The organism is Granulicatella sp. 572.rep1_STHE (assembly GCF_001073445.1).
Taxonomy (GTDB): Bacteria; Bacillota; Bacilli; order Lactobacillales; family Aerococcaceae; genus Granulicatella; species Granulicatella adiacens.
In genome coordinates this window covers 22066-44714 of record NZ_JVBO01000016.1, presented here as the reverse complement: position 1 = coordinate 44714, position 22649 = coordinate 22066, and the positions used below count along the sequence as shown (strand labels likewise).

Here is a 22649-nt window from a genome sequence, read left to right as displayed (position 1 = left end):
GTTTTGTAACCATTCAAATCAACACAGCTCTAAAACAATGGACGGGTACGTAGAAAGGATACTAGAGTTTTGTAACCATTCAAATCAACACAGCTCTAAAACATTGCTAACTGATACGCTTTATCTTTCAACGTTTTGTAACCATTCAAATCAACACAGCTCTAAAACCAATGGTTTTAGCTTCTTCTTCGTCTGTTTGTTTTGTAACCATTCAAATCAACACAGCTCTAAAACGTTGTTTTCAACAGCATTTTCGATTTCTTCGTTTTGTAACCATTCAAATCAACACAGCTCTAAAACCAAGGAGTGAATAAAATGAATAAATTCCAAGTTTTGTAACCATTCAAATCAACACAGCTCTAAAACCACTGCATCCGCCAAGATTAGTAGTGTGGTGTTTTGTAACCATTCAAATCAACACAGCTCTAAAACTCCATCCTTGCCTTTAACAAAAGCATTCGAGTTTTGTAACCATTCAAATCAACACAGCTCTAAAACAACTCCCAGCGAACTCCTGAGGAATTGCGAGTTTTGTAACCATTCAAATCAACACAGCTCTAAAACCTCGCAGAAGGTTTCGTAATCGCGCTGCTCGTCTCAGCCGGACTACTGATTTGAATGATTTTCACTATTTTTACAAATTTTTGATTAATATAAAATCTTCATCAAGAGTATACTGCGGATAGTTAAACACACCTCTTGGCTCAATAAATAATACATTTATTTGATTCAACTCAATAAACTCTTTTATAGCATCTAATTCTTTCGCACTAAAGTAAGATGCAACATTAATAAAGATAAGTAGTTTCTTCTTTACAAGATACTTGAAAATTTGAAGTACTTCAAAGAGTTGCTCAAATAACGTATTCGACTCCGAGTCTATACGAACTTCTAATGCAGAAATAATTTTTTCAATCTTAAGTTCACTATACGTTAAATTCAACTCACTCTCTATGCATTGAGAACCTAAAATGCTTGTGATCTGCGTAAGCATCAAATCTAACTGATTTTTTATTTCGATATTCTCGTTCAGCTGGTCTAATAAATCAGACTGCACTGCTTTAACAACAGCTGGACTGTTAATGGAAAAACCAAGTAAATCTGAGATTACTATCAGTTCAGAAGGTTTAATTGTACGGAGTTCCGAATCGTACAACTTCAACTGACTAGCTTCATCGTACGCATAAATCAATTGCACGAGATGTGATAATACTTCTCGATTTTCTACGATAAATAAAGTAAAACTTTCTATTGGAATAGATTCGTCCAAAATTGGTAAATTCAATCTAATACTCTTCCCCATAATCTTCTCCCAAAAAAACTAATCGGTTATCCGTATTAGCAACACTCTCATCCTTTTCACCGTGTAAATAAATCATCCTCGCAAATTGCTTTTCGGTCACTGTTAAAATAGTGATTGAACCTTTATTAGGATTATTGGCCTTCAGTCGGTCGATTAATAACGAATTAGCGTTTCCATTCAGCAATAATCGACTATAAACTGAGTACTGGTGCATAAGAAAGCCTTCCGATAACAAGAACTTTCTAAACTTTCGATAAGCCCTCTTGTCTTCGACCGTTTCAGTAGGCATATCAAACATAATAATCATTCTCATAAAACGATAACTCATACCCGAAATACAGGAACCCCTTCTCCTTTATTATTTAACGCCCTTATGACTTTTTTCGTGTAGTCCGACACAATATTTGTTAGGAACATTTCCTTTCCTGAGTACTCATAATTGTGTATAAAAATCTGAAATAACTTCGCCTTAATTTTGCTGAAGTCACTTTCTCTATTCTCATATACAATACGATCTACAAGCGGTCGGAACGGTTCCATAATATCACTCGCAAAATTAAATGGATTGAACTGGTTGGCATGTTTCAAACCTAGTTGCGTCACACATCCAGTTGCTACTATTTCTCTAGCAAACATACTTAACAGTAGCGAATAACCATAATCCAACCCCGCATTAATATCATTTGATTGTTCGCGGTTAAAATCATTTCCAAATAGAGTATTAAAGTAAATCCGTGCCGCATGACCTTCACGATTGGTAGGATCAAACATTTGTAACTCATCATATAAGTGTGTCAAAGATTCACTCTTCTTATCGAAGCCACACTCGTAAAGAAAAACCGCCTGGTTGAAAATTTTCTGCGCGATAATCTCCGTCCAAACGAGACCTTTCACCGTTTCATTCCACTCAATTTGCTTAGCAAACTGCAAACTAGAATCATGTTTGCCGTAATATGGAACCAATTGTGCAACAGGTAATCTCTTGTCATCACAAAAAATTACTAATATATTTTCATCTGAAAGTCTCTTCGCCAACATTGTTGAAAGAACAATGTCTGTTGTCTCTAACAATAGAATGTCTATCTCAGACAGATGTATCATTTCTGTCCGAGACGAATCTTTATAAATCAAGTGGTTATTTTTATACGTCAGCTTTGAATGTTGATTGACAACAATTGTCCGCCATCCCATTATTGCTCACCAAATTTACTGAGATCAATACGTGTTTCGTATAGGCCAGTAAGAGCTTGTAAAACTAATATTCCATCCGCATGTTCTTTTGAACTATTGTATCTATAATTATTCCTTGTAATTTCCTCACCAAAGAAAACGAAGGTTGACGAAGCACCCAAATTTGTAATAGTAAGAAGGTTTACAAAAGATTTGGCAATCTCAAGATTATTTGATTCTGAAAAACGTGTATTGAACACTTTTCTTAATCTGTCAGACACCTTTGGCTTTTGGATATAAGAATCAACAAAATCCATAATTCTTTCAAATAATGGTTCAAATAACATTTTGTGTTCAGAAATATATTTGTCGTAATCATCTTCGCTTTCATCAACATATTTAGAACAATTATATAGCAATGGGATAAATTCCCTTGATAGATAAAGAGTGTTTCCTTTTTGCAACTCTGTGGCACTACTTAATAATCTTCTTCTACCATTTTCAAATTCAAATAAACTATTCTTATAAATCTTGAATATTCCAACAGTATTGTTGATGCCTTTTCCATTCAGATATCCAATTACATCTTTTTCAACAAGGACAACATCTTTAATTGGTATTTTTACAACCTTTCTACTAATTTTTTTGTTACCTTTTGCTATCTCTTCAAAAGCCACTAAAAGCGAATAAGCTTCTAACGGTTCTTTATAGCCCCCATACTTTTTAGTAGAAAGGTTTCTCTTAATCGAGATTAACTTACTGTCATCCTTTTCCTCTCTTGGATGAATCGTTTCTTTATAAAGAGGTCCACTTTCAACTCTCTCAATCTTCTTAACGATATTCACCTGGGGCATATTCAATACATTCCGGACAATCGGTAAGTCTTTATCATTATCCCAAATCAGTTCGCCATCCTCTGTAACTCTATCTTCGAGTGGCCCATTTAAGAAATTCAAGATATTCGAATAGAATAAGAAACGTCTCGTTGCTTTCTCATAAGTCTGTCTAGTCGTAAGCTTTTTGAATGCGCCATATACAAATTCGGACTCTAACTTAGGATATTTTTTTAATAATAAAGTTCCTACAATCGCATTTAAATACGCATCATGAGCATGGTGGAAATCATTTATTTCTCTAACCTTATATAATTCAAATTTTTTACGGAAATCTGAAACTAATTTTGATTTCAGCGTAATTACACGAACTTTTCTTATAGGCTCACCACTTTCATTCTTCTCGTGATTAAACCGTTCATCAAGAATTCGAGCAACTTGCTTCGTAATCTGGCGGGTTTCGACTAATTGACGACGAATAAAGACTTTTTTATCATCTTCTGTTAGCCCACCTCGTTCTGCTTTGGTTAAATTATTGTACTTTCTATCAGACATCAATCCAGCTTTTAACAACTGCTGCCAATAGCCTTTCATCTTACGTACTACCTCTGAACTTGGGACGTTATCCAACTTACCTCTATTATCCTCCCTTGTTGTCAAAGCAATATTATCAAGTGAGTCATCTTTAATGAAGCTTTGTGGAATAATATGGTCGATGTCATATGTTGACAACAGATTGATATCTAAATCTGCACCCGTATAGATATCCTTACCATTTTGAAGATAGTAGAGATATAACCTTTTGTTAGTCAGCAATTTATTTTCTTTTGGTAGTGATACATTGACTTTCCCTTCAAACTCAGCGAGAGCCTTTTCCAGACTTCTCATCCGTTCTCTAGAGCGTCTTTCTCCTTCTGCAGTCGCCTGTGCTTCTCTTGCCATTTCAATCACAATATTTTCCGGGTCGTATCCCATTACGCGACGAATCTCTTCCACAATTTTAAGACTTTGATGGATTCCTTTTTTGATTGCTGGACTACCAGGTATTTCTTGAACTAATTCTCTAAGACTCTGTGTAGTATCAATACTTGAAGCGTCTTTAATTTCTTTTGCGAAAGACAATTCATCAGCAGTTACAAGTTGCATCAAATTACGATTTGTATATCCGTCGTCTTCAAGAAATTCCATTATAGTTTTATGTGTTTGTTTATCTCGTATTCCACAGATGAGTTTCTTAGATAATTGTCCCCAACCTGTATAGTGTCGTCGTTCTAACTTTTTGAGTTGTTCTTTTGTAAAATGATCTTTATATTCCGATAATTTTTCACGGATAATTTCACGATCTTCAAAAAGTGTTAAAGTCTGGATAATATCTTCAATTTCTTCAGCATTCTCTGGATTATCCAAATATTCTTGAGAAACAATTTTCTTTAAATCATGATAAGTAGCATAAGAACTATTGAATTGTGGTTTCTTTCTGTCCAATCCCATCACTTTTGTAATATGAAAATCTGGATATTCTTTATCAAAAAATGCCAATAATTGTTTTTCTGTTACTTTCCGGGTCTTTTTGAATAACATCTCAAAAATCTTTATTTTCATTTCATTGTCTACTGCAAAATGTTTGTTGTTCTCTAAAACATATCGAATTTTTGTCAATTCATTAAATATCATGAATTTTTCATACAACAAACTATGCTTTGGCAAGACATTCTCACTAGGGAGGTAAGTACATCGATTCGTCATTCGAGTAATAAACTGTTCAGCCGTCGCACCTTTATCAATCTGCTCTTCCAAGTTCCATGGTTTAATGGCTTCGTTTCCTCTCCGAACTATCCAACCAAATTTACTATGCCCATTCGACAATGGCCCTACGTAATATGGGATTCGGAAAGTAAGGATAATCTCAATACGTTCTGCTTCTTTTTCTAAGAAAGGATAGTATTTCTTTTGTTTCTCAATAATTGCTTTTAATTCCGCTAAGTGAATTTGATGCGGAATAGCTCCATTATCAAATGTTCGTTGTTTTCTTAAAAAATCTTCTTGATCAATTTTATCGATAATCCAATGAGCATCATTGTCTTTCTCAAAAAATTTTTTAACTGCTTTATAAAATTCTACTTGCGATGTTTTTCCATCAATGTACCCAGCGTAATAAGGTTTTGTATTATCATTGAAGAAACTATTATAATCATAAGTGGGATGACTCTTAAAAAATCTCTTAAGTCGTTCTAAGTCCTCTTTATGTTCAGTGAAACGACGAACCATTGAACTTGAAAGCGGTGCTTCTGTCCCAGAAATATCTGATAACATTGAAGAAAGCAAAATACTATCGTATAAAGCTTTTGCAGAATATAATACTTCAAAATATTCATCTGGGATTTGTCCTTGTAACCCCTCTAAATCTTCTTCAAAACTTTCTCTTGGAATTTGAAGTTTGCATTCATTTTCTAATTCGAATTCCTTTTGAAAACTAACAGAGGTACCTACTGCTAAACTAATGAACTTAGCAAAAAAATCTCCCTTTTTTAAACCTGGATATAATTTAATAATATCCTCAATTTTCTTTGATTTCGTCGATTTAGCAACCAATATCGACTCCACTTCTACTGAACTATCTTTATCGTCATCAAACACTTCGTTGTAAATATCTACAAACTTAGAGAAGTTGCCTTTCAGATTGGCATTTTTTGGATCAACTTTTTCAAATAAAAAATGACCACGATATTTAATAATATGAGCTAATGCTAAATATACCAATCGAATATCTGCTTTTGTATCGCTATCGGCAAGCTCTTTTCTCAAATGATAAATCGTTGGAAATGTTTCATGATACTCTAATTCCTCTTTCAAAGTACCAAAAATTGGATGCTTGCTTCCTTGTTTATCATCTGGCCAAAGAAAAGATTCTTCTAATCTCATAAAGAAATTCGGATCTACCTTATCTATTTCTGATTTAAAAATTTCTTGCAGATAGAGCAATCTATTCCGTCTTCTCGTATATCGTCTTCTTTGCCCACGTTTCATACGTGTTTCTTTGGCTGTTTCTCCCCCTTCAAAGAGAAGCGCTCCTAGTAAATTCTTCTTAATATATTTTTTGTCAGTGTTTCCCTCCACTTTCATTTTCTTCGACGGAACTTTATAGTCATCTGTTATAACCGCCCAACCAACACTATTTGTTCCGATGTCCAACCCAATTGAATATGGTTTATTCATAAAACACCCTCCTAAATTTAATAACTTGCAAAATAATTTTATCATAAAACCGTTTACATTTTAATAGGTTTGTAGTAAAATAACATTGTTGAAACCATTCAAATCAACACAGCAAGTTAAAATAAGGCTTAGTCCGTATCCAGCCACTTAGTGGTGTGCACCGATTCGGTGCTTTTTTTATTGCCTAATTAATCCTATATCTAATTTACTGGCGATTACTGTTAAGTATCTCTTTCAAACAACGCCATGTAATTGCTAGAATTTCTTTTTATTCATCTTAATCTCAACCTCATACCCATTTTGTCTTGCTAGTTCTACAAGACTTAGAATGGTCGGATTATGATGACCACTTTCAGCTCTATTCAATACACTTCGTACTATTCCATTTCTCTCTGCACACTGATCTTGGTTCAGTCCTTGTTCAAGGCGCATTTTAATAAGACTTAACGCAACTTTTTGAAGGGTTACTTCGTTTAATAGGTCCTTCTCGAAGTTAGGATACTTTGAAGATAACATCGTGAATACTTTGTTCAAAGAAGAAGTCACTGCCATCCACCCCCTCTTTAACGTCTGATAATGGAATTCTTAAGTACCACTCTCCGTCTCTCTGGAATCCCCAATGTTCTAATACTTCTGGCGTCACTCCATCGTCTTGCAAGATTTTTAACACTGCAGCAAGTCGAATCATTTCATTGTATTCGTAGTTTTCTAACTGCATTGCCATGTCCATTGTAATCTTAAATTTCTTCCCCAATTTGAACACCTCCATTTTCTTCATTGTAGCATATTTGCTACTGTAGCATATATGCTACTTTTTGCTTTTTTGAAGCCCTATTTTGCACGCAAAAAACGCTATTCAAATACTAAATAGCGTCTCTTAAAAATATATAATATTAGTTGCAAATTTGAGTCCTCAAGCTCCCTTCTTCTTAGAAGAAACCTTATTAAATAAAGAATGTTACACTTCCCCTAGCAAAACTTTTCATTATCCTTTTGAAGGTAACCATCTTATTTAATTTTAATTATTAGATTGATATTTATATAAGAATTTATGATTTATATATTCGTAATGTTCATTTATAGGAATTATTCTTACTTTCTGTAGAAAAATTATTATTAATTTTTTAGTCTTAATTTTTATTAATTTGCTTGTTTTTTCGGAAAATACGCCTTTTTAAACACAAAAAAAGGAAGCCTAAGAATAGCTTCCTAGCAATATAATTTAAAACAAATCAGAATGGCTTCCGGTTCTTTGCAAAGACAAAACTAATATATCTTCAAAAATTTCGTAAATCATTAGCCAATCTGGTTCACTATGACATTCTCTCGTTCCTTTATAATCTCCTATTAAAGAATGATCTCTATATTTTGCTTCAAGCGTTTCTCCTTGAGCAAGCTTCTCGATAATATCAAATAATTTATCTAAATCTTTACCTTGCTTCTTTGCAAGTTTAATATCTTTTTTAAAGCGATTTGTAAAACGAATTTCATATTTAGTCATAGCTCTAACGCTTTCTTCAATTCACCCACTGAGTGATACCCTTTTACATTTGGATCTTTAGCAATCTTTCTTCCTTCTTCAATTGCTTCAATAGTTTCTTTATTAAATTTATCCAATTTCAGAGAGAAAGGAATACCTTGTTCTCGAATACTAGCGCGTAAAAATAGATTTACTGCTGCTGTCATCGTCAATCCTAATTCATTAAATAATTGATCTGCTTGTTCTTTAATATCTTTATCCATTCGGATATTTAAATTTGATGTTGCCATCCTTATCACCTCTTTATGCGTACATCGTACATCTTTTTACGTTCAATGTCAACACAATGTAATGCATTTATCTTTTTGTTACACAAAAAACCGAGGCACTCGCCCCGGTTTTTTAAGTTTATTCTATTGTTGTTTAGCTCCCCTGTTTCGGCACCACCTCTAGATAATCGAGCAGTGTCCAGACGAATTCGCGGCCTTTGATGCGGTTGATGGCTCCTTCGGCACAAGAGATTTCGTCGTAATGTTCGACCTTATCCTGACGGATGCCAGGTCCTGAGATGACGATTGGCACCGGCTCACCACTTGCTTTTGCCCCCAGAAAACAGAGATTTAGCTACTCACGACTTGCAGATATGTTCGGTATAGATGCGAGAAATCTTTCCTACATGATTAAATTGATTGAACGTTATGGGTTAGAGATAGTTAAAAAAGGGAGAAATAATTATTATTCTCCAGAAATAAAACAAGAAATGATTGATAAAGTCTTACTCGAAGGTTGGAGTAAAGAAAGAGTTTCTCTCGAATACGGCCTCCCTGCGCGTGCCACTCTTCACAACTAGCTCGCACAATACAAGAAAAATAAGTATACTATTGTTGAGAAAACAAGAGGGAGAGTACGTGAAATGGGACGTAAGCCAAAGAAAAAACCAGAAGAGATGACAGAACTAGAACGCCTTCAGGCTGAAAATGAGTATTTAAGAGCGGAGAATGCCATTCTAAAAAAGTTGAGAGAACTCCGCTTGAAGGAGGAAAAAGAGAAAGAAGAAAGACGCAGATTGTCAGAGAGTTAGTGTCAGAGTTTCCTTTAGATATTCTTCCAAAGATTATTACACTTGCTCGTTCAACTTACTACTATCACTTAAAGCAGCTAAACCTAGAAGATAAGAATCAGGCCGTAAAAAACGAAATAGAAACCATTTATACCGAACATAAAGGAAATTATGGATATCGTCGTATTACTCTTGAACTTAGAAACCGTGGGTTCATCGTAAACCATAAGAAGCTACAACGCTTGATGAAACTGTTGGGGCTAACTGCTCGTATTCGTAGAAAACGTAAGTATTCTTCTTATCATGGAGAAGTTGGTAAGAAAGCTGAGAATATTATTCAACGTCAATTTACAGCTGAAAAACCGATGGAAAAGTGCTATACAGGCATTACAGAGTTTTCTATTCCAACAAGTAATCAAAAACTATATTTATCACCAATTTTAGATGGTTATAACAGCGAGATTATAGCGTATACTCTATCGTCTTCGCCAAATTTAAAACAAGTAAAGGATATGTTAGAACAAGCTTTTAGAGAAGAAGAATACGAGAATACTATTCTCCACAGTGATCAGGGGTGGCAATACCAACATGAAGCTAATCATCGTTTTCTTGCCAGTAAAGGTATACGTCCATCCATGTCTCGCAAGGGAACCAGCATAGATAATGGCATGATGGAGTCCTTCTTTGGTATCTTGAAAACAGAAATGTTTTACGGATTTGAGAAAAATTTCAAGTCTCTGGATCAACTGGAGCAAGCTATTACCGAGTATATTTTTTACTACAACAATAAACGCATTAAAGCAAAACTAAAAGGACTTAGTCCTGTTCAGTATAGAACTAAATCCTTTCAATAATATTTTTTGTCTAACTTTTTGGGGTCAGTACAATGACTCATAAATATTTTTTTGCAAGTTCAAATACTCCATGAGATTAATAACTTTATTATTTTCGCCAACTTTACTAATCGTATAAACATTCTCCAAATTTCTCAACATCAATTGAGAAATTTGGCTTTTTCCGTTGCTCAGTTAAAGCGTCCTTTAGTTGTATATTTCCTGTTAATATCCCTTTTGAAGCATAACATTGTTCTCAATGATCGCACCCGATTGTTGACACCCATTTTAGAACCTATTCTTTGATTTTCAATAAGCGTAAACTGTTTAATGTTACAAGTAAAGTTGCTCCCATATCAGCAAATATCGCTATCCAAAGTGTTAACCAACCGGGCATGACCAAAAGTAATGCCACTAATTTAATCGCCAAAGAGAAGGTAATGTTTTGCTTGATGATTGCTAAAGCCTTACGACTTAATTTTATTGTATATGGCAATTTACTCAAATCATCAGACATTAAGGCGATGTCAGCCGTTTCTAAAGCTGTATCGGTTCCAGCACCACCCATTGCTACACCAACGGTAGATGCCGCAAGGGCTGGAGCATCATTCACGCCATCTCCGACCATCCCCACACTTTGATGTTTTTCTCGAAGTTCTTTAATAAAATCAAGCTTATCTTCTGGAAGTAAGTCAGCTTTAATATCCGAAACACCAACTTGTTTTCCGATGGCTGTTGCCGTTCTTTGGTTATCGCCTGTTAGCATCACTGTTTCGATTCCCATATTGTTCAACTTGCCGATAACTTCTTTAGACGATTCCCTCATTTCATCGGCTACGGCAATAAACGAAAGAATTTCTTTTTCTGTTCCTAACACCATCACCGTTTTACCTTGAGTTTGCATATCGGCAATTTTTTCTTTTTTATCGCTTGAAATGCTTCCGTGTAATTCCTCAAAAAGATTTTGACTTCCCACATAATACATTTCATTATTTATTTTGGCTTTAACGCCTTTACCTGTAATGGATTGAAAATCCTCTACTGTTACTTCATTGAATTTTAATCCATTTTCTTCTGCTTTTCGCATAATCGCTGAAGCAAGAGGGTGCTGCGATCCTTTTTCAATGGCTGATGTTATGGTTATTAATTCATTTTCATTTCTACCATATGTCACAATGTCTGTTACAGCTGGAATCCCTTTGGTTAATGTTCCTGTTTTATCAAAGGCTATCGCTTTTAAGTGTCCTGCTGCTTCTAAATGGATACCACCTTTAATTAATACACCATTTTTCGCTGCATTTCCTATTGCTGTAACCACAGCAACTGGAGTTGAGACTACTAAGGCACAAGGACAACCAACCACTAATACAGCTAATCCTTGATAAATCCATTGGCTCCAGTCTCCGCCAAATAATGGTGGAACTACTGCAATTAAAAGAGCTAGTATGACAATAGCTGGTGTATAGTATTTTGCAAATTTATCGACAAACGCTTGAGAGGGGGCCCGTTCTGCTTGGGCTTCTTCTACCAAGTGAATGATTTTTGAAAGAGTGGTATCTTCAACTCGTTTTGTTACTTTAACCTCAAGTAACCCTTCTTCATTCAAGGTTCCTGCAAATACTTCATCATTTGTGATTTTCGTTACTGGAACACTTTCACCTGTAATCGCAGCCTGATTTAATGTCGATGTACCTTTAACCACTATTCCATCCATTGCTAACTTTTGACCGGGCTTAACTATCATGATGTCTCCAACTTGAATCTCATCAACATGAATCATCATTTCTTCATTGCCTCGTCGAATTAACGCTTCTTTTGGGGCAATATCCATTAAAGATTCAATAGATTGACGTGCTTTATCCATTGAATAACGCTCTAATGCTTCACTAATCGCAAATAGGATAACAACGGTTGCCCCTTCACCCCATTCACCAATAATTGCAGCTCCTATAATGGCAATAGTCATAAGCGTATTCATATCGAAATTTAATCTGCTTAAATTTTTGAGACCTTTAATAAATAACGAATATCCACCGATTAAAATGGACGCTGCATAACCAATTGTCGGTAGAACATGCTCTTCACCATACTGCTCTCCTAAGAACCAGCTAACTACAAGTAAAAGAGCTGATATATATACCTTAATGTTTTCTTTCTGCTTCCAAAAAGGTTCTCCTTCTACCCTTTGTTCTTTTTCATCTCGAATTTTTAAATTTTCAAATGCTCCTGCTTTTTCTAATTCTTCAATGGTTGTCGTCCCTTTAACATAAACTTTAGATGCTCCGAAATTTACTTTCGCATCCTGAACACCGGGAAGTTCTTTAACATTATTTTCAAAAATGGCTGCACAGTTAGTACAAGTAAATCCTTGAACACGATAGGCTTTCATTTCTTCTTCGAACTGTTTTGCTTTCCCACTAGACATTGATCTTCACCTCTTTCTTAAATGCCAATGCAATCATCATAATTTGTCTGATATGCTCATCATCTAATGAATAAAATGCAAGTTTCCCCTCTTTTCGAAACTTAACAATCCCTTGCTTATGGAGCGTTCGCAGGTGATGAGAGGCATTTGCAACCGTAACACCTATAATATTTGCAATATCACACACACACAGTTCGTCATCTTGACACAATGCATAGGTAATTTTTGCTCTATTTTTATCTGCAATAGCTTTTAACATTTGGGCAACACTAGAAATATCTACTGTCTGTAAATTACCTTGTATTCGATTGACCTTTTCTTCGTCATAACAATAAATTTCACAAGTATCTTTTTTAATCATATTCTCACCTCAATATCATTCAAGTATTTGTTTGAATATAGTATCACCCTTTTCATTAATTAAGTCAAGTGTTTTTTTGAGTGAATAAAAAAATTCATAAAAAAAGACTTGGAGTACCCAATTCTAATAACAAAATAACCAATCTGCATAAGACTTTAAGTACATAACATTATTAGTATTGAACTTGTTGAGGAGGTGCTCTATGAATCAGCTTGAATTTCAGCGTAATCACCTACAAATTTATCAAACAACTGAAATTCTCAAGAACTATTTATAATTCGAATCGGATTTTCCGGGACTTTTATCGTTTCAAGTGCCTTTTTATGCCATCTCCTTACCGTTCTTACATCAGCAAATAGAACTTCTCCGATACGCTACCAAGTATAATTATGAAGATAGCAATACATCAAAACCATCTGTTCGGCTGTGTCTTTGACGGTCATTAGCAAATCTCTTATCTCTAATAAATTCTAATCAACAGTACCACACACTCCACATGTGCTGATAGCACCCCCCTATACTATAGAACGAAAGACTGTTGATAAGAGCTGAAATGATACTGTGGAACGAAACTGTCCCATATCTAAAAAATCAAATTTCCACTAAAATCCTCTCAAACAGCTCTGTTAGTTTCTCTTTAGAAGAGAATCCACTAATCTACCGCTATTCGTACAAGAAAACTACAACATATTTAGTACAAAAATAGGAGTGATGCAAAAGACCACTCCTATTTTCTATCGTCTCATTATATAATTAAAATCACCATTTTATTGAAGCAAATAGATTCTTAGGAATTATTTTTTCTATAATATCTAATTGCGCCGAATGTACTGGTACTTCTTCCTTTTAAATGAAATGTTTAGGTTTTATTGGCTTATCAAAATAGATGGGTTTGCAAGAATATCTCTACTATCATCTACCCTTTTTGGGAGACGAGAATTTTAATCATCTCGTCCTGATAATATGTGCCAATTTTTGGTCCCAGATATTGTTATTTTGTTTCATCATTTCAGCCATGATTTTCAGCTCAAACTCTGCGCAATTATTCCTGGGTTTGAACTAGCTTTGCCAACAGGCGTTGCATTATTAAACGTTGAATTACCGGAGACCGTAATCAAGGCTAAATTACCAAAGCAATTCAGATCTTCATTTTCCAAAGGGAGCAACTCTGTTGGATTTTGCGGATAGATATGAAGAAAATTTATAATTTGTGCATTTAAGCCCTTCAAAGTCTTCAACTTTAAACATTAGCGGCTTGTAACTTTCAAATCGCTGATTGATGTTGTCATTGTATATCATTGTTGAAAAAGCCCACTAAGCACCTACGATTAGTACGAGTACAGTGAGCACAATCATTCGTACTCTTGATTTTTTTGAGTTTCTCATTAAAAATCGTGTTGGTAGAAAAATCGTCTACTTCTACCAACACGATTTTACAAAGAGCCTGTACTTACATCTCTTTTTCTCCTGTAAAACTATTGTATCTTGATACTTTAAGGAGTTGCAATCAGTCAATCTGTTACCCATTATTTTTTGGATCTAAACTTAATAACATCGCATTAATGGCGACGATGACTGTTGACACAGACATTAGGATTGCTCCTAATGCAGGGCTTAATGTGATACCAATAGGAGCCAAAATTCCTGCAGCTAGAGGGATAGCTATAAAGTTATAACCAGCTCCCCAAAATAGGTTTTGTTTCATTTTACGAGTTGTTTTGTGTGCTAATTCAATGAATGATTCAATATCTCCTGGATCGGATTGAGTCAATATGACATCAGCTGAATCCAATGCAACTTGAGTTCCAGCACCTATAGCTATACCAACATCTGCTAAGGCAAGAGAAGGAGCATCATTTACACCATCACCTACCATGATACCTTTCTTTCCTTCATCTTTAAGTGTTTTAACCAACTCATATTTGTCTTGTGGAGATTGATTTGATCTATATTCAATCCCTAAAACTTCTGCTGCGCCTTGAGCCGCTTTTTCATTATCACCTGTTGCCATAATTGGTTGAATATTGTTCTTTTTAAGAGCTTTAATTAACTCTTTACTCGTTGGTTTTAATTCGTCCCCTAAAGCTACAGCACCAATGGCATCATCGTTTTCTACTAAGACACTAAGAGTTGCTCCTTTTGGAATATCCATATCAAGATTACGTCCATAGGCTTTTTGACTGATTAATTGGTAACGGTGCTCACCTGCTTTACCCTCTACTCCAGCACCGGAAATCACATCAATCGAATCAAAAGATGCTGGACGTATATCTTGCTGCTCGGCGAACCTTATAATTGATTGAGCAATTGGGTGGCTCGATCCTCCTTCAATACCTGCCAATAAGGCAATGATTTCCTCTTTTGTATATTTGTCATTAAGAAGTTTTACATCTAATACTTTAAATTCACCAGTTGTTAAAGTACCCGTTTTATCTAAAATCATCACATCTGCATCTTGAGCTATTTCTAAGGCTTGGCGGTCTTTTACTAGTAAGCCACGGCTAGCCCCTAAGCTTGTGCTACGGGCGGTTACCAATGGAATAGCCAGACCCAATGCGTGCGGACAAGCAATAACTAATGTAGTAATAGTAAATATAACTGCCGTTGGGATATCTCCAATAATCATCCACACTACAAAAGCAAATAGCGCGACAATAACAGCAATATAGAAGAGCCACCCTGCAACCTTTTGCGCAATATTTTCTGCCCTGGAAGGCTGACTTTGAGCTTGGCTAATTAAAGTCTGTACTTGAGAGATAAAGGATTGATCACCTGTCTCAAGCACTTTAATATAAAGTACCCCTTCTCCATTTGTTGAGCCCCCGATTACTTCATCGCCAGGGCCTTTTTTTACTGCTTTTGACTCCCCAGTTAGAAGAGCTTCATTTAAACGTGATTCGCCACGCTCGATAATCCCGTCTGCTGGCACATTTTCTCCGGCTTGAACACGAATTAAATCACCTATCTTTAAGTCAGCAACTGGTCGTGTTTCAATTGAATCGTCTTCTAATACAACGTGAGCATCTTTCGGCACTAACTTAGCCAATGCTGCTTGTGCGTCTCCTGCTTCTCCAATAGCTTTCATCTCAATCCAGTGACCTAATAGCATGATTAATAGTAATGAAGCAAATTCAAAGAAAAAGTCCATCACGTGTCCACCCGTTACGTAGGTAATGATCACAGCATAAATACTGTATAAATATGAAACACTTATACCTAAAGAAACGAGTGCCATCATTCCAGGTTTTTTTTGTTTAAATTCGTCAACTGCACCTTGATAGAATGGACGTCCACCATAAACAATTAATATAGTAGATAAAATAGCTACTACAATATCAGAATATGGAAAAGTAAACTGGAATGGTAGTTTAAATCCATGCAAAGGGGAAAAGAACATAATAATAATTCCTAGTGGCAATGACTTTAAGAAAAGTTCCTTAAAGCTTCCGTGATGATGGTGGGCATGCCCACTGTGTCCTCTGTGATTATGCCCGCTGTGATCATGCCCACTGTGCCCGCTGTGATCATGCCCACTGTGATTATGCCCACTGTGCCCGCTGTGATCATGCCCACTATGCCCGCTGTGATCATGCCCACTATGCCCGCTGTGATCATGCTCAGCATGATGTACTTGATGTTGATCCTTATGGTATCCATGTTCATCTGTGATTCCATGCTCCTGTTTTAACTTATCCATGTCGTCATAATCATGGTGATTATGGGACGAATATCTGTTGTCATTATTCATTTTAAATTCCTCCTTATACTTAATGATGATGTAAATGACATTCGCATTGTCCTTCTGGACAATTGCAATCCACTTCTTCTACTGCGAAAGATTTTTTCATCTCTAATATTTTTTCTAGTCGATCTATATCATCGAAGCTTAAAACATGATCTTAAATGATGCTTCCTATTACATTTCCGACTTTCTTATTGCAAATACGGTTAAAAATATCTTCTGCATCTGTGATATAAGTATTAAATTCTATTGTGCTCATTCTCCTTTTCCCTAGTTGTTTACAGATGTGAACAACTATGTTCAAAGCAAGTTTACTATTGTAAACGAATTGTGTCAAGTCTTTTTAATAAATATAAGCAACGCTTATAGCTTTTTATCTCTCCACTTCTATCCCATAATAATTTTCATAGTTTTTCCTATACTGAACAAGGTCAGAAAATTGTTCTTTATTCAAAGAATACTCTTGCATAAGGGTGTTCTTTTTTCTTGCAATTTATCGAGTTTTGATAGTATTTCTTTTGTTTTTGGTAGCTTTTTATAGTTTTCTAAAATTTCTTTAGTGGCAATTTTATATACGGAAAGTTCGCTATAATACTCCTCTGCAAATTGTTCATCTTCAGGATTTCTCTTGTGGTATTTATAGATTTCACGATACTTATTTATAGTATTTATATTTTCCATATCTTGAGATAAACTCTTCATTTTAGTTTCAATGTTCTTTATTTTATGTAACAAATCTTGTCTATCATCGGCAGATTTTTTGATTAGATCATCGAGCTAGGTAATGGAATTAATGCCTTGTTTTCTTAATTTAATTATTGAATCTGCCATGGTTTTGATATTATGTTTTCTTGCCTAAACTTCATAACCTTTGGCACTGAACCCCGTAAATGAGAATTAAATAAAAACACCTCCAAGTTGAATTGAAGTGCACCCCAAAAGTTAGACACAAAATCTAACTTTTGGGGTGCACTTCACTTAGCCGGTGGTTTTTGATTGAAACTATACAAAAAACCAGAGCCCTCGCCCTGGTTTCTCCTGTTTGTTGTATTTAATTTTCTATGTCGCTTTTACTTCATCCCATTAAAAATCTCATCGGCAATTTCTAGTCCAATTTGTGCTTGTTGCTCTGCTGTGAGGGAGTGTCCGGTTTCGTCTAGGGTGGTTAATCGTGCGTCCTTGAGGGTTTTCACCGCTTTTTTGGAAGCAGTGATGGGCACGATAAAGTCATCCGCGCCGTGATAAATATGGACGGGTGAACTAATCTTGCCCAGTCCCTCATACGCGTCGATTGGATAGACGTCGGCTAAGTATTTCTTGCTAATTTTTGTCCCTAGAAGATTAAACGTTTCAGGGGCTGCGTCTAGGCTCGCGAAGGTACTTCTGATATCGTCTGGTAAGGAGAACGCTGGATAGAGCAAGAAGACTCCCGCTAAATTTGCCGCCTCTTGCGCCAAGAGTGCCGAGACGAATCCGCCTTGACTGCTTCCCATTAAATAGAGTCGGTCCGTATTGACAAACGGGAGGGAACTTGCAAATTGCAAGGCATCTCGCAAGTTTTGCACTTCGGTTAGAACAGACATTTCCGTCGTGGCCCCCTCGCTTTTTGGAGAGGAGGAAGAAGATCCACCGGCAAATTCAAAGCTGAACACCGCCACCCCGGACTTCGCCAAGGTTTTCTGTACTTCTTCATCGTGCTCCACGCTGGCTCCGAGTCCATGGCTATAGACCACTAAAGGAACTTGTCCTTGAACATATGGAATGTACGCTCTGGCATAGAGTTTCTTCCCGTTACTAACAAAGGTGTATTCCTTCACGGTATAGGTACCGTCTGCTTTCACTTCCACGCGCAGGGCTTGCGTGGTCTCTTGAACGGTTGTTGTCGTAGGAGCCTCCGTGTTTTCTGTCAGTAGTCCGCATGCTCCTAGTAGGAGTACCGCAAATAGTGTTCCTAGTAATTTCAATCGTTGTTTCATCGAATTCCATCTTTCTTTTCTGGTAGAGGGTCTTTGCCCTTTTTAGTAGTCTACCCGCTTCCCCTTGAAAGCTCAACTGTTCTGTTTGCAAAAAACGACCGCAAGACATTCCCGCAGTCGTTTTCATTTATACTAAAAATTCTAATAATTCCGCGTAGCTACGGACTTCCACGGTTGGTTTTACCGCCGTTCGGTTCTCCTTACGCGCTAGGTTCATCCAAATCGTGTCGATTCCCGCATTAATCCCGCCTTGGATATCGGCTGTGAGCGAATCCCCAATCATCACCGCTGTCTCTTTGTCGAAATCCGGGATGTCTTTTGCCACTCGTTCGAAAAAGAGCGGACTTGGTTTTGCGACTTTTAATTCTTCCGAGATAAATACTTTTTTGAAATACTTCGTAACCGGAGAATGCTCCAAGCGACCCTTTTGAATCGTCGTGATGCCATTCGTAGCTGCGTAGAGTTCATATCCCGCCTTGGTAAGCGTATGTAGCATTTCCTCCGCACCATCGATCGTTTGCCCTTGCGTGGAGAGGATGGCCTCATATTCGGATGCTAATTCGTGGCCATCTTTTTCCAAACCGAAATGGTCGAATAACTTGGCAAAACGCGTCCCCACTAACTCTTCACGGGTGATTTCGTTTTTCTCCAGCGAGCGCCACATCGCACGATTCATCGGAATGTACACCTCAATATACTTCTCTATCTCACTGACCCCTTGATTCTCCAGCAATTTCGTCAGCGCGTAGTTCTCCGCCGAATGAAAATCCCACACCGTCGAATCCAAATCAAATAGTAATGTTTTGTAAATCATCTACCTAACCCCTTTACATTGTTACCTTATTTTTTGTTCAAATTGATATTCCGTTTGCAATGATTTTAAAAAGCCTTCTAGTCCTTTTACAAGGGTGCGATTTGTCTCGAGTGGTTTCTTTTTCCCAAAAGTGATTTCTTCCTTTGCCCGTTCCACTAAAGCATTGAATTCTTTCTTGAAAGAATGACGTCTCCAGAAAAAGACAGCTCCTAGAACGATAAAAGGAACACTCCACGTCCAGAAATAGTGGCTCGTGACGGTCACCACGAATTCGAATGTTTCCCAAGCGCCAACCTCAAAAACAGTTGCAAATGCACCCCCTATAATCGAAAAAGCGTGCGCATTTTGTAAATAGACACCTGCAAAACAAAGAGCGAATAGTGGCACTAGTATTCGCGCTATTTGATGTTCTTTCGGCAAAGGTGCTGCATCTTCTCTTTCAGAAATCACCTTTTCCAATAATTCTCGGAGTCGGTTGGCTGTTTCTTGTGTGACTTTCTTCTTCATTCTTACTCCTTCTGTTTTTAAATCTCTTTATTTTAAAGTAGCCTTATAACCCGTAAGTTCTATATTTTTTAACGAGTAGTTTCGCGCGTTTCACGTAGTCGTTCTCGTTCCCGCTAAGAGCGTCCAGTGCTTCTTGGGCAACCGGCAAGAGTGCGCGGATGTCTTTTTGGATGAAGAGTTGGTTGTGTGTATATAATGCCTTTAAAAAGAACATCCCTAACATCCAGATGATGACGAGCGGGAAGAACACGAGCATTTCTTTGTTGCTCAGCCGTTTTTTCACGCTCTTTCCTCCCTACACCCCATATTTTATTCGTAAGAACAGCACGTAATCGTACAGTGCTTTAATAGGCTCTGGAATCTTGTCCCAAGGAACATCCTTATAGGCTGAAATATCTGTACAAGCTATTTTTAACAATTGTCTGAAGTGTCGTCCTCGAATAAAGCAAGAGATGGTCCATCCCATCGAACAAATAAACAAAACGACCAGCCATATCCAATTATTCTCCCATAAGAGATTCAAAGCATGGTCCAATTGTTCTATCAAAACCAAAACGAAAACCATTCCAAACGCGAAAAGGGATAAAATCCAGAAAACCATCACGCCGAAAAAGCGAGAGTTTTCAACCCAATACTCCGAGCAGCCTTTTGGTAACGACGCTTTCTCCTCAGGATTTTCAGATGAATCCTCCGCAATCAGTTGACGGAGTGTTAACAGTTCCTCTTGAGAGACTTCTGTCGGGAAGAATAACGCGAGTAACGCATTTTGTTTTTTAATCGGCGCCTCCACTGTGAAAGCCAGCTTTTCGGCATTCCATTGGGGTGGTATTTCCTGCGCATACAGTTGTTTCTCTTGCGGATGAGTTTCTTCAGAAATCAGCTCTGCCTCAACATCCGGACCAGCCATTTGCAATAAGTGCTCTACTTCGTTTTTGTACAGTCTGTTTCGGATCCAACGAAAGACAAAAAACAAGACGATGGCCGTTTCCCATATCGGTAACAGAACTCTATTTCTTCCTGCTAAGAAAGTGGTACCCATGGTGAACCACAAGTATACTCCAAGTGGAAACAACGTGACGATTAACACCGCAATCATGAGTATTTCTCCATCGGAAAGGATTCTTCTGGCGAGTTTCCTTCCAGGTGGTAAGGCTAAAGGGGTCTTTTCTCTTTGTATCCGTTTGGCAAGCCTCGTTCGTAATTGAGTTATTTCTTCTTCACTCAGGCGTTTTTTCACGCTCTTTCCTCCCTACACCCCAACATTTTTTTCGTAGTTTGCGATAATGAACTCCGCGTCTTCAATGTCGCTCGCCATATCTGTGAGGTTCATTTTTTTTAATTTTTTTCTAACACTTTCAATATAGTAAAAAGTTAACAAAGTTCTTTATTTAAGGTGGAGCCGTAACATTTTGACGTTGTAGCTCCAAAGCGTATGTTATGTACTTTCCTCATTAAATGATTCTATCTTCTATTGGTAACGAGAATTGCTTATATTGTACCATAAACATACGGAAAATAAATATGACAAGATAGTTAAAAACCTTTGTAAATAAAGCTTAAATCAATCTTCGATAATTTAAATGTGTTAAAGATTCATCGATATGGTATGATAAAAAAACAGGAATATTCTGAAGTTAAGAGGCGCGTTATGAAAGAAAATGAAGTTATTTTAAAAAGACAATCTACCCGGATATTTTTCAAAAATGGGGATACGGATTTTTTCTTTAATTGGTTGTTAGGTATAGGAGAAGTTTTTGGTTTTTCTCACGGAGAACTTTATTATCTTGCCCAAGAGTTGGGCAAATCACCAAAACCTGATAACTGGAAAAATGTTTTTTTATCGCATGGAAACTATCTTGAACAAAAAGTAAGTCATTCGGGTTTAAGTGAGCAAACAAAGGCACAATATTATCTAGCACAGACCTATTCCCTTCGTTCAGCAATTCAGTTTATCAATCCTTTTTCTGACGAGTATTTGCCTACCGTTCATAAAATGGAGACGGCGTTTTCTAACGCCATTCAATCACTAGGAGCCCCAGTCGAAGAATTATCGATTCCTTATCAAGATTCCTATTTGCCGGGCTATTATCTTTACAGTGGCAATCATTGTCCAACCTTGATTATGATTGGTGGTGGAGATACCTATCGCGAAGATTTATTTTACTTTGCTGGCTATCCAGGCTGGATGAGAAGTTACAATGTTTTAATGGTTGATCTACCTGGTCAAGGGTCCAACCCTGGCAGAGGTTTAACTTTTGATGTAAATGCCTCTATTCCAATTTCACAGTGCATAGACTGGTTAGAAGGCAGAAATCCTCAGCTGAATCATCTAGCCATTTATGGAGTTAGCGGAGGGGGATATTTTACCGCACAAGCTGTCGAAGAAGATACAAGAATCCATGCATGGATTGCAAGCACTCCTATTTATGACGTTTCGGAAATCTTTAGAAAAGAATTTGGGGCAGGCCTAAAAACTCCAAGTTGGTTAATGAATGTCCTTTTAAAGTTAGCTGGAAGTCTGAATGAGGCTGCGGATTTAAATCTTAAAAAATATGCTTGGCAGTTTGGTACTTCTGATTTTAAGAGTGCTATTAATGAAGTGTTTAACCGTGCAAAGGTTGTGGACTATCAAAAAATTCAGTGTCCTTGCCTATTTATCATGGGAGAGGGTGAAGGCGCCGAATTACAACACCAAACCAGAGTGATTTTCGAAGCACTTAGGTCTAAAAATTCGCAAACTAAACTTCAAATTTTTGAAGCAGAAAGTGGTGCGGATGCTCATTGCCAGGTCAACAATTTGAGACTCGCTCATAATGTCGTTTTTGATTGGTTGGACACCTTATTTGAATGGAATTAGAAGGGATAAATTAGATTTATAATCCTGATTATAGTCCTCCTAACAATAATGTTTGAGCAGCTGTAACATCCT

At 36.8% G+C, this 22649-nt stretch carries 18 protein-coding genes, 3 pseudogenes and 1 CRISPR repeat array; of the genes and pseudogenes, 2 read left to right on the top strand and 19 right to left on the bottom strand.

Features of this window, described 5'->3' with window-relative positions; genetic code table 11:
* Positions 1-564: a CRISPR direct-repeat array (repeat unit 36 nt; unit sequence GTTTTGTAACCATTCAAATCAACACAGCTCTAAAAC).
* Between the two features lie 70 nt (positions 565-634).
* From csn2 to ADH99_RS10495, 9 genes are all read right to left on the bottom strand, one after another.
* Positions 635-1303 carry a type II-A CRISPR-associated protein Csn2 gene (csn2, locus tag ADH99_RS03230; RefSeq protein WP_049554576.1) on the bottom strand — a complete coding sequence of 223 codons (669 nt, stop codon included), beginning with the start codon at positions 1301-1303 and terminating at the stop codon, positions 635-637.
* Complete coding sequence (gene cas2, locus ADH99_RS03225; protein ID WP_049554575.1) at positions 1287-1631, bottom strand: CRISPR-associated endonuclease Cas2; 345 nt, start codon at positions 1629-1631, stop codon at positions 1287-1289. The genes csn2 and cas2 overlap by 17 nt, the downstream gene beginning before the upstream one ends.
* The gene (gene cas1, locus ADH99_RS03220) at positions 1628-2497 is read right to left on the bottom strand and encodes a type II CRISPR-associated endonuclease Cas1 (RefSeq protein WP_179944349.1); all 870 of its coding nucleotides are present in this window, start codon (positions 2495-2497) and stop codon (positions 1628-1630) included. Before cas1 ends, cas2 begins: the two co-directional genes overlap by 4 nt.
* A complete protein-coding gene (gene cas9 / locus ADH99_RS03215) occupies positions 2494-6522 on the bottom strand; it encodes a type II CRISPR RNA-guided endonuclease Cas9 (protein WP_049554573.1) in 4029 nt (1342 codons plus the stop codon). Before cas9 ends, cas1 begins: the two co-directional genes overlap by 4 nt.
* A 255-nt stretch (positions 6523-6777) precedes the next feature.
* On the bottom strand, positions 6778-7074 hold the full coding sequence (locus tag ADH99_RS03210; protein ID WP_082160229.1) for a helix-turn-helix domain-containing protein: 297 nt from the start codon (positions 7072-7074) through the stop codon (positions 6778-6780).
* Positions 7016-7276, bottom strand: a complete 261-nt coding sequence (locus ADH99_RS03205; RefSeq protein WP_049554571.1) for a hypothetical protein — start codon at positions 7274-7276, stop codon at positions 7016-7018. Before ADH99_RS03205 ends, ADH99_RS03210 begins: the two co-directional genes overlap by 59 nt.
* A 468-nt stretch (positions 7277-7744) precedes the next feature.
* Complete coding sequence (locus tag ADH99_RS03200; protein ID WP_049554570.1) at positions 7745-8023, bottom strand: type II toxin-antitoxin system YafQ family toxin; 279 nt, start codon at positions 8021-8023, stop codon at positions 7745-7747.
* Positions 8020-8292, bottom strand: a complete 273-nt coding sequence (locus ADH99_RS03195) for a type II toxin-antitoxin system RelB/DinJ family antitoxin (RefSeq protein WP_049554569.1) — start codon at positions 8290-8292, stop codon at positions 8020-8022. The genes ADH99_RS03200 and ADH99_RS03195 overlap by 4 nt, the downstream gene beginning before the upstream one ends.
* A gap of 133 nt (positions 8293-8425) precedes the next feature.
* Positions 8426-8584, bottom strand: coding sequence for a hypothetical protein (locus ADH99_RS10495; protein WP_160313161.1), 159 nt, complete (start codon positions 8582-8584; stop codon positions 8426-8428).
* On the opposite strand from ADH99_RS10495, the pseudogene ADH99_RS10260 reads away from it, so the two are divergent.
* Positions 8571-9916, top strand: a pseudogene (locus ADH99_RS10260) (IS3 family transposase). The gene ADH99_RS10495 and the pseudogene ADH99_RS10260 sit on opposite strands and share 14 nt — an antisense overlap.
* A gap of 274 nt (positions 9917-10190) precedes the next feature.
* Here ADH99_RS10260 and ADH99_RS03175 read toward each other — a convergent pair.
* The 10 genes and pseudogenes from ADH99_RS03175 to ADH99_RS03130 form a co-directional block, all read right to left on the bottom strand.
* Positions 10191-12320 (bottom strand): heavy metal translocating P-type ATPase, encoded by a 2130-nt coding sequence (locus ADH99_RS03175; protein ID WP_049554565.1) that lies wholly within the window; start codon positions 12318-12320, stop codon positions 10191-10193.
* The gene (locus tag ADH99_RS03170; protein ID WP_049554564.1) at positions 12313-12681 is read right to left on the bottom strand and encodes an ArsR/SmtB family transcription factor; all 369 of its coding nucleotides are present in this window, start codon (positions 12679-12681) and stop codon (positions 12313-12315) included. The genes ADH99_RS03175 and ADH99_RS03170 overlap by 8 nt, the downstream gene beginning before the upstream one ends.
* A 1519-nt stretch (positions 12682-14200) precedes the next feature.
* Complete coding sequence (locus ADH99_RS03160) at positions 14201-16429, bottom strand: heavy metal translocating P-type ATPase (RefSeq protein ID WP_082160228.1); 2229 nt, start codon at positions 16427-16429, stop codon at positions 14201-14203.
* A 19-nt stretch (positions 16430-16448) separates the two neighbouring features.
* Positions 16449-16646, bottom strand: a pseudogene (locus ADH99_RS10245) (CopY/TcrY family copper transport repressor); the annotation flags it as partial.
* A 150-nt stretch (positions 16647-16796) separates the two neighbouring features.
* Positions 16797-17302: pseudogene (locus ADH99_RS03155) on the bottom strand (mobilization protein); the annotation flags it as partial.
* Positions 17303-17493: 191 nt separating this feature from the next.
* Positions 17494-18399, bottom strand: coding sequence for an alpha/beta hydrolase family protein (locus ADH99_RS03150; protein WP_005606297.1), 906 nt, complete (start codon positions 18397-18399; stop codon positions 17494-17496).
* A 127-nt stretch (positions 18400-18526) separates the two neighbouring features.
* Positions 18527-19213: a YjjG family noncanonical pyrimidine nucleotidase gene (locus ADH99_RS03145; protein WP_005606298.1), complete on the bottom strand. Its 687-nt coding sequence runs from the start codon at positions 19211-19213 to the stop codon at positions 18527-18529.
* A gap of 21 nt (positions 19214-19234) precedes the next feature.
* Positions 19235-19720, bottom strand: coding sequence for a hypothetical protein (locus ADH99_RS03140; protein WP_049554563.1), 486 nt, complete (start codon positions 19718-19720; stop codon positions 19235-19237).
* A 43-nt stretch (positions 19721-19763) separates the two neighbouring features.
* Entirely contained in the window at positions 19764-20003 is a 240-nt protein-coding gene (locus ADH99_RS03135) for a hypothetical protein (RefSeq protein WP_049554562.1), read from the bottom strand.
* Between the two features lie 12 nt (positions 20004-20015).
* Positions 20016-20957 carry a hypothetical protein gene (locus tag ADH99_RS03130; protein WP_049554561.1) on the bottom strand — a complete coding sequence of 314 codons (942 nt, stop codon included), beginning with the start codon at positions 20955-20957 and terminating at the stop codon, positions 20016-20018.
* 411 nt (positions 20958-21368) lie between these two features.
* On the opposite strand from ADH99_RS03130, the gene ADH99_RS03125 reads away from it, so the two are divergent.
* Complete coding sequence (locus tag ADH99_RS03125; protein ID WP_049554560.1) at positions 21369-22577, top strand: alpha/beta hydrolase family protein; 1209 nt, start codon at positions 21369-21371, stop codon at positions 22575-22577.
* The last annotated feature ends 72 nt before the right edge of the window (positions 22578-22649 follow it).

What these genes read in the sequence shown, in the direction of transcription:
- csn2 (WP_049554576.1), bottom strand. Translation starts at nt 1,303, where the DNA reads ATGGGGAAGAGTATTAGATTGAATTTACCAATTTTGGACGAATCTATT.
- cas2 (WP_049554575.1), bottom strand. Translation starts at nt 1,631, where the DNA reads ATGAGTTATCGTTTTATGAGAATGATTATTATGTTTGATATGCCTACT.
- cas9 (WP_049554573.1), bottom strand. Translation starts at nt 6,522, where the DNA reads ATGAATAAACCATATTCAATTGGGTTGGACATCGGAACAAATAGTGTT.
- ADH99_RS03210 (WP_082160229.1), bottom strand. Translation starts at nt 7,074, where the DNA reads ATGGCAGTGACTTCTTCTTTGAACAAAGTATTCACGATGTTATCTTCA.
- ADH99_RS03200 (WP_049554570.1), bottom strand. Translation starts at nt 8,023, where the DNA reads ATGACTAAATATGAAATTCGTTTTACAAATCGCTTTAAAAAAGATATT.
- ADH99_RS03195 (WP_049554569.1), bottom strand. Translation starts at nt 8,292, where the DNA reads ATGGCAACATCAAATTTAAATATCCGAATGGATAAAGATATTAAAGAA.
- ADH99_RS03175 (WP_049554565.1), bottom strand. Translation starts at nt 12,320, where the DNA reads ATGTCTAGTGGGAAAGCAAAACAGTTCGAAGAAGAAATGAAAGCCTAT.
- ADH99_RS03170 (WP_049554564.1), bottom strand. Translation starts at nt 12,681, where the DNA reads ATGATTAAAAAAGATACTTGTGAAATTTATTGTTATGACGAAGAAAAG.
- ADH99_RS03160 (WP_082160228.1), bottom strand. Translation starts at nt 16,429, where the DNA reads ATGAATAATGACAACAGATATTCGTCCCATAATCACCATGATTATGAC.
- ADH99_RS03150 (WP_005606297.1), bottom strand. Translation starts at nt 18,399, where the DNA reads ATGAAACAACGATTGAAATTACTAGGAACACTATTTGCGGTACTCCTA.
- ADH99_RS03145 (WP_005606298.1), bottom strand. Translation starts at nt 19,213, where the DNA reads ATGATTTACAAAACATTACTATTTGATTTGGATTCGACGGTGTGGGAT.
- ADH99_RS03140 (WP_049554563.1), bottom strand. Translation starts at nt 19,720, where the DNA reads ATGAAGAAGAAAGTCACACAAGAAACAGCCAACCGACTCCGAGAATTA.
- ADH99_RS03125 (WP_049554560.1), top strand. Translation starts at nt 21,369, where the DNA reads ATGAAAGAAAATGAAGTTATTTTAAAAAGACAATCTACCCGGATATTT.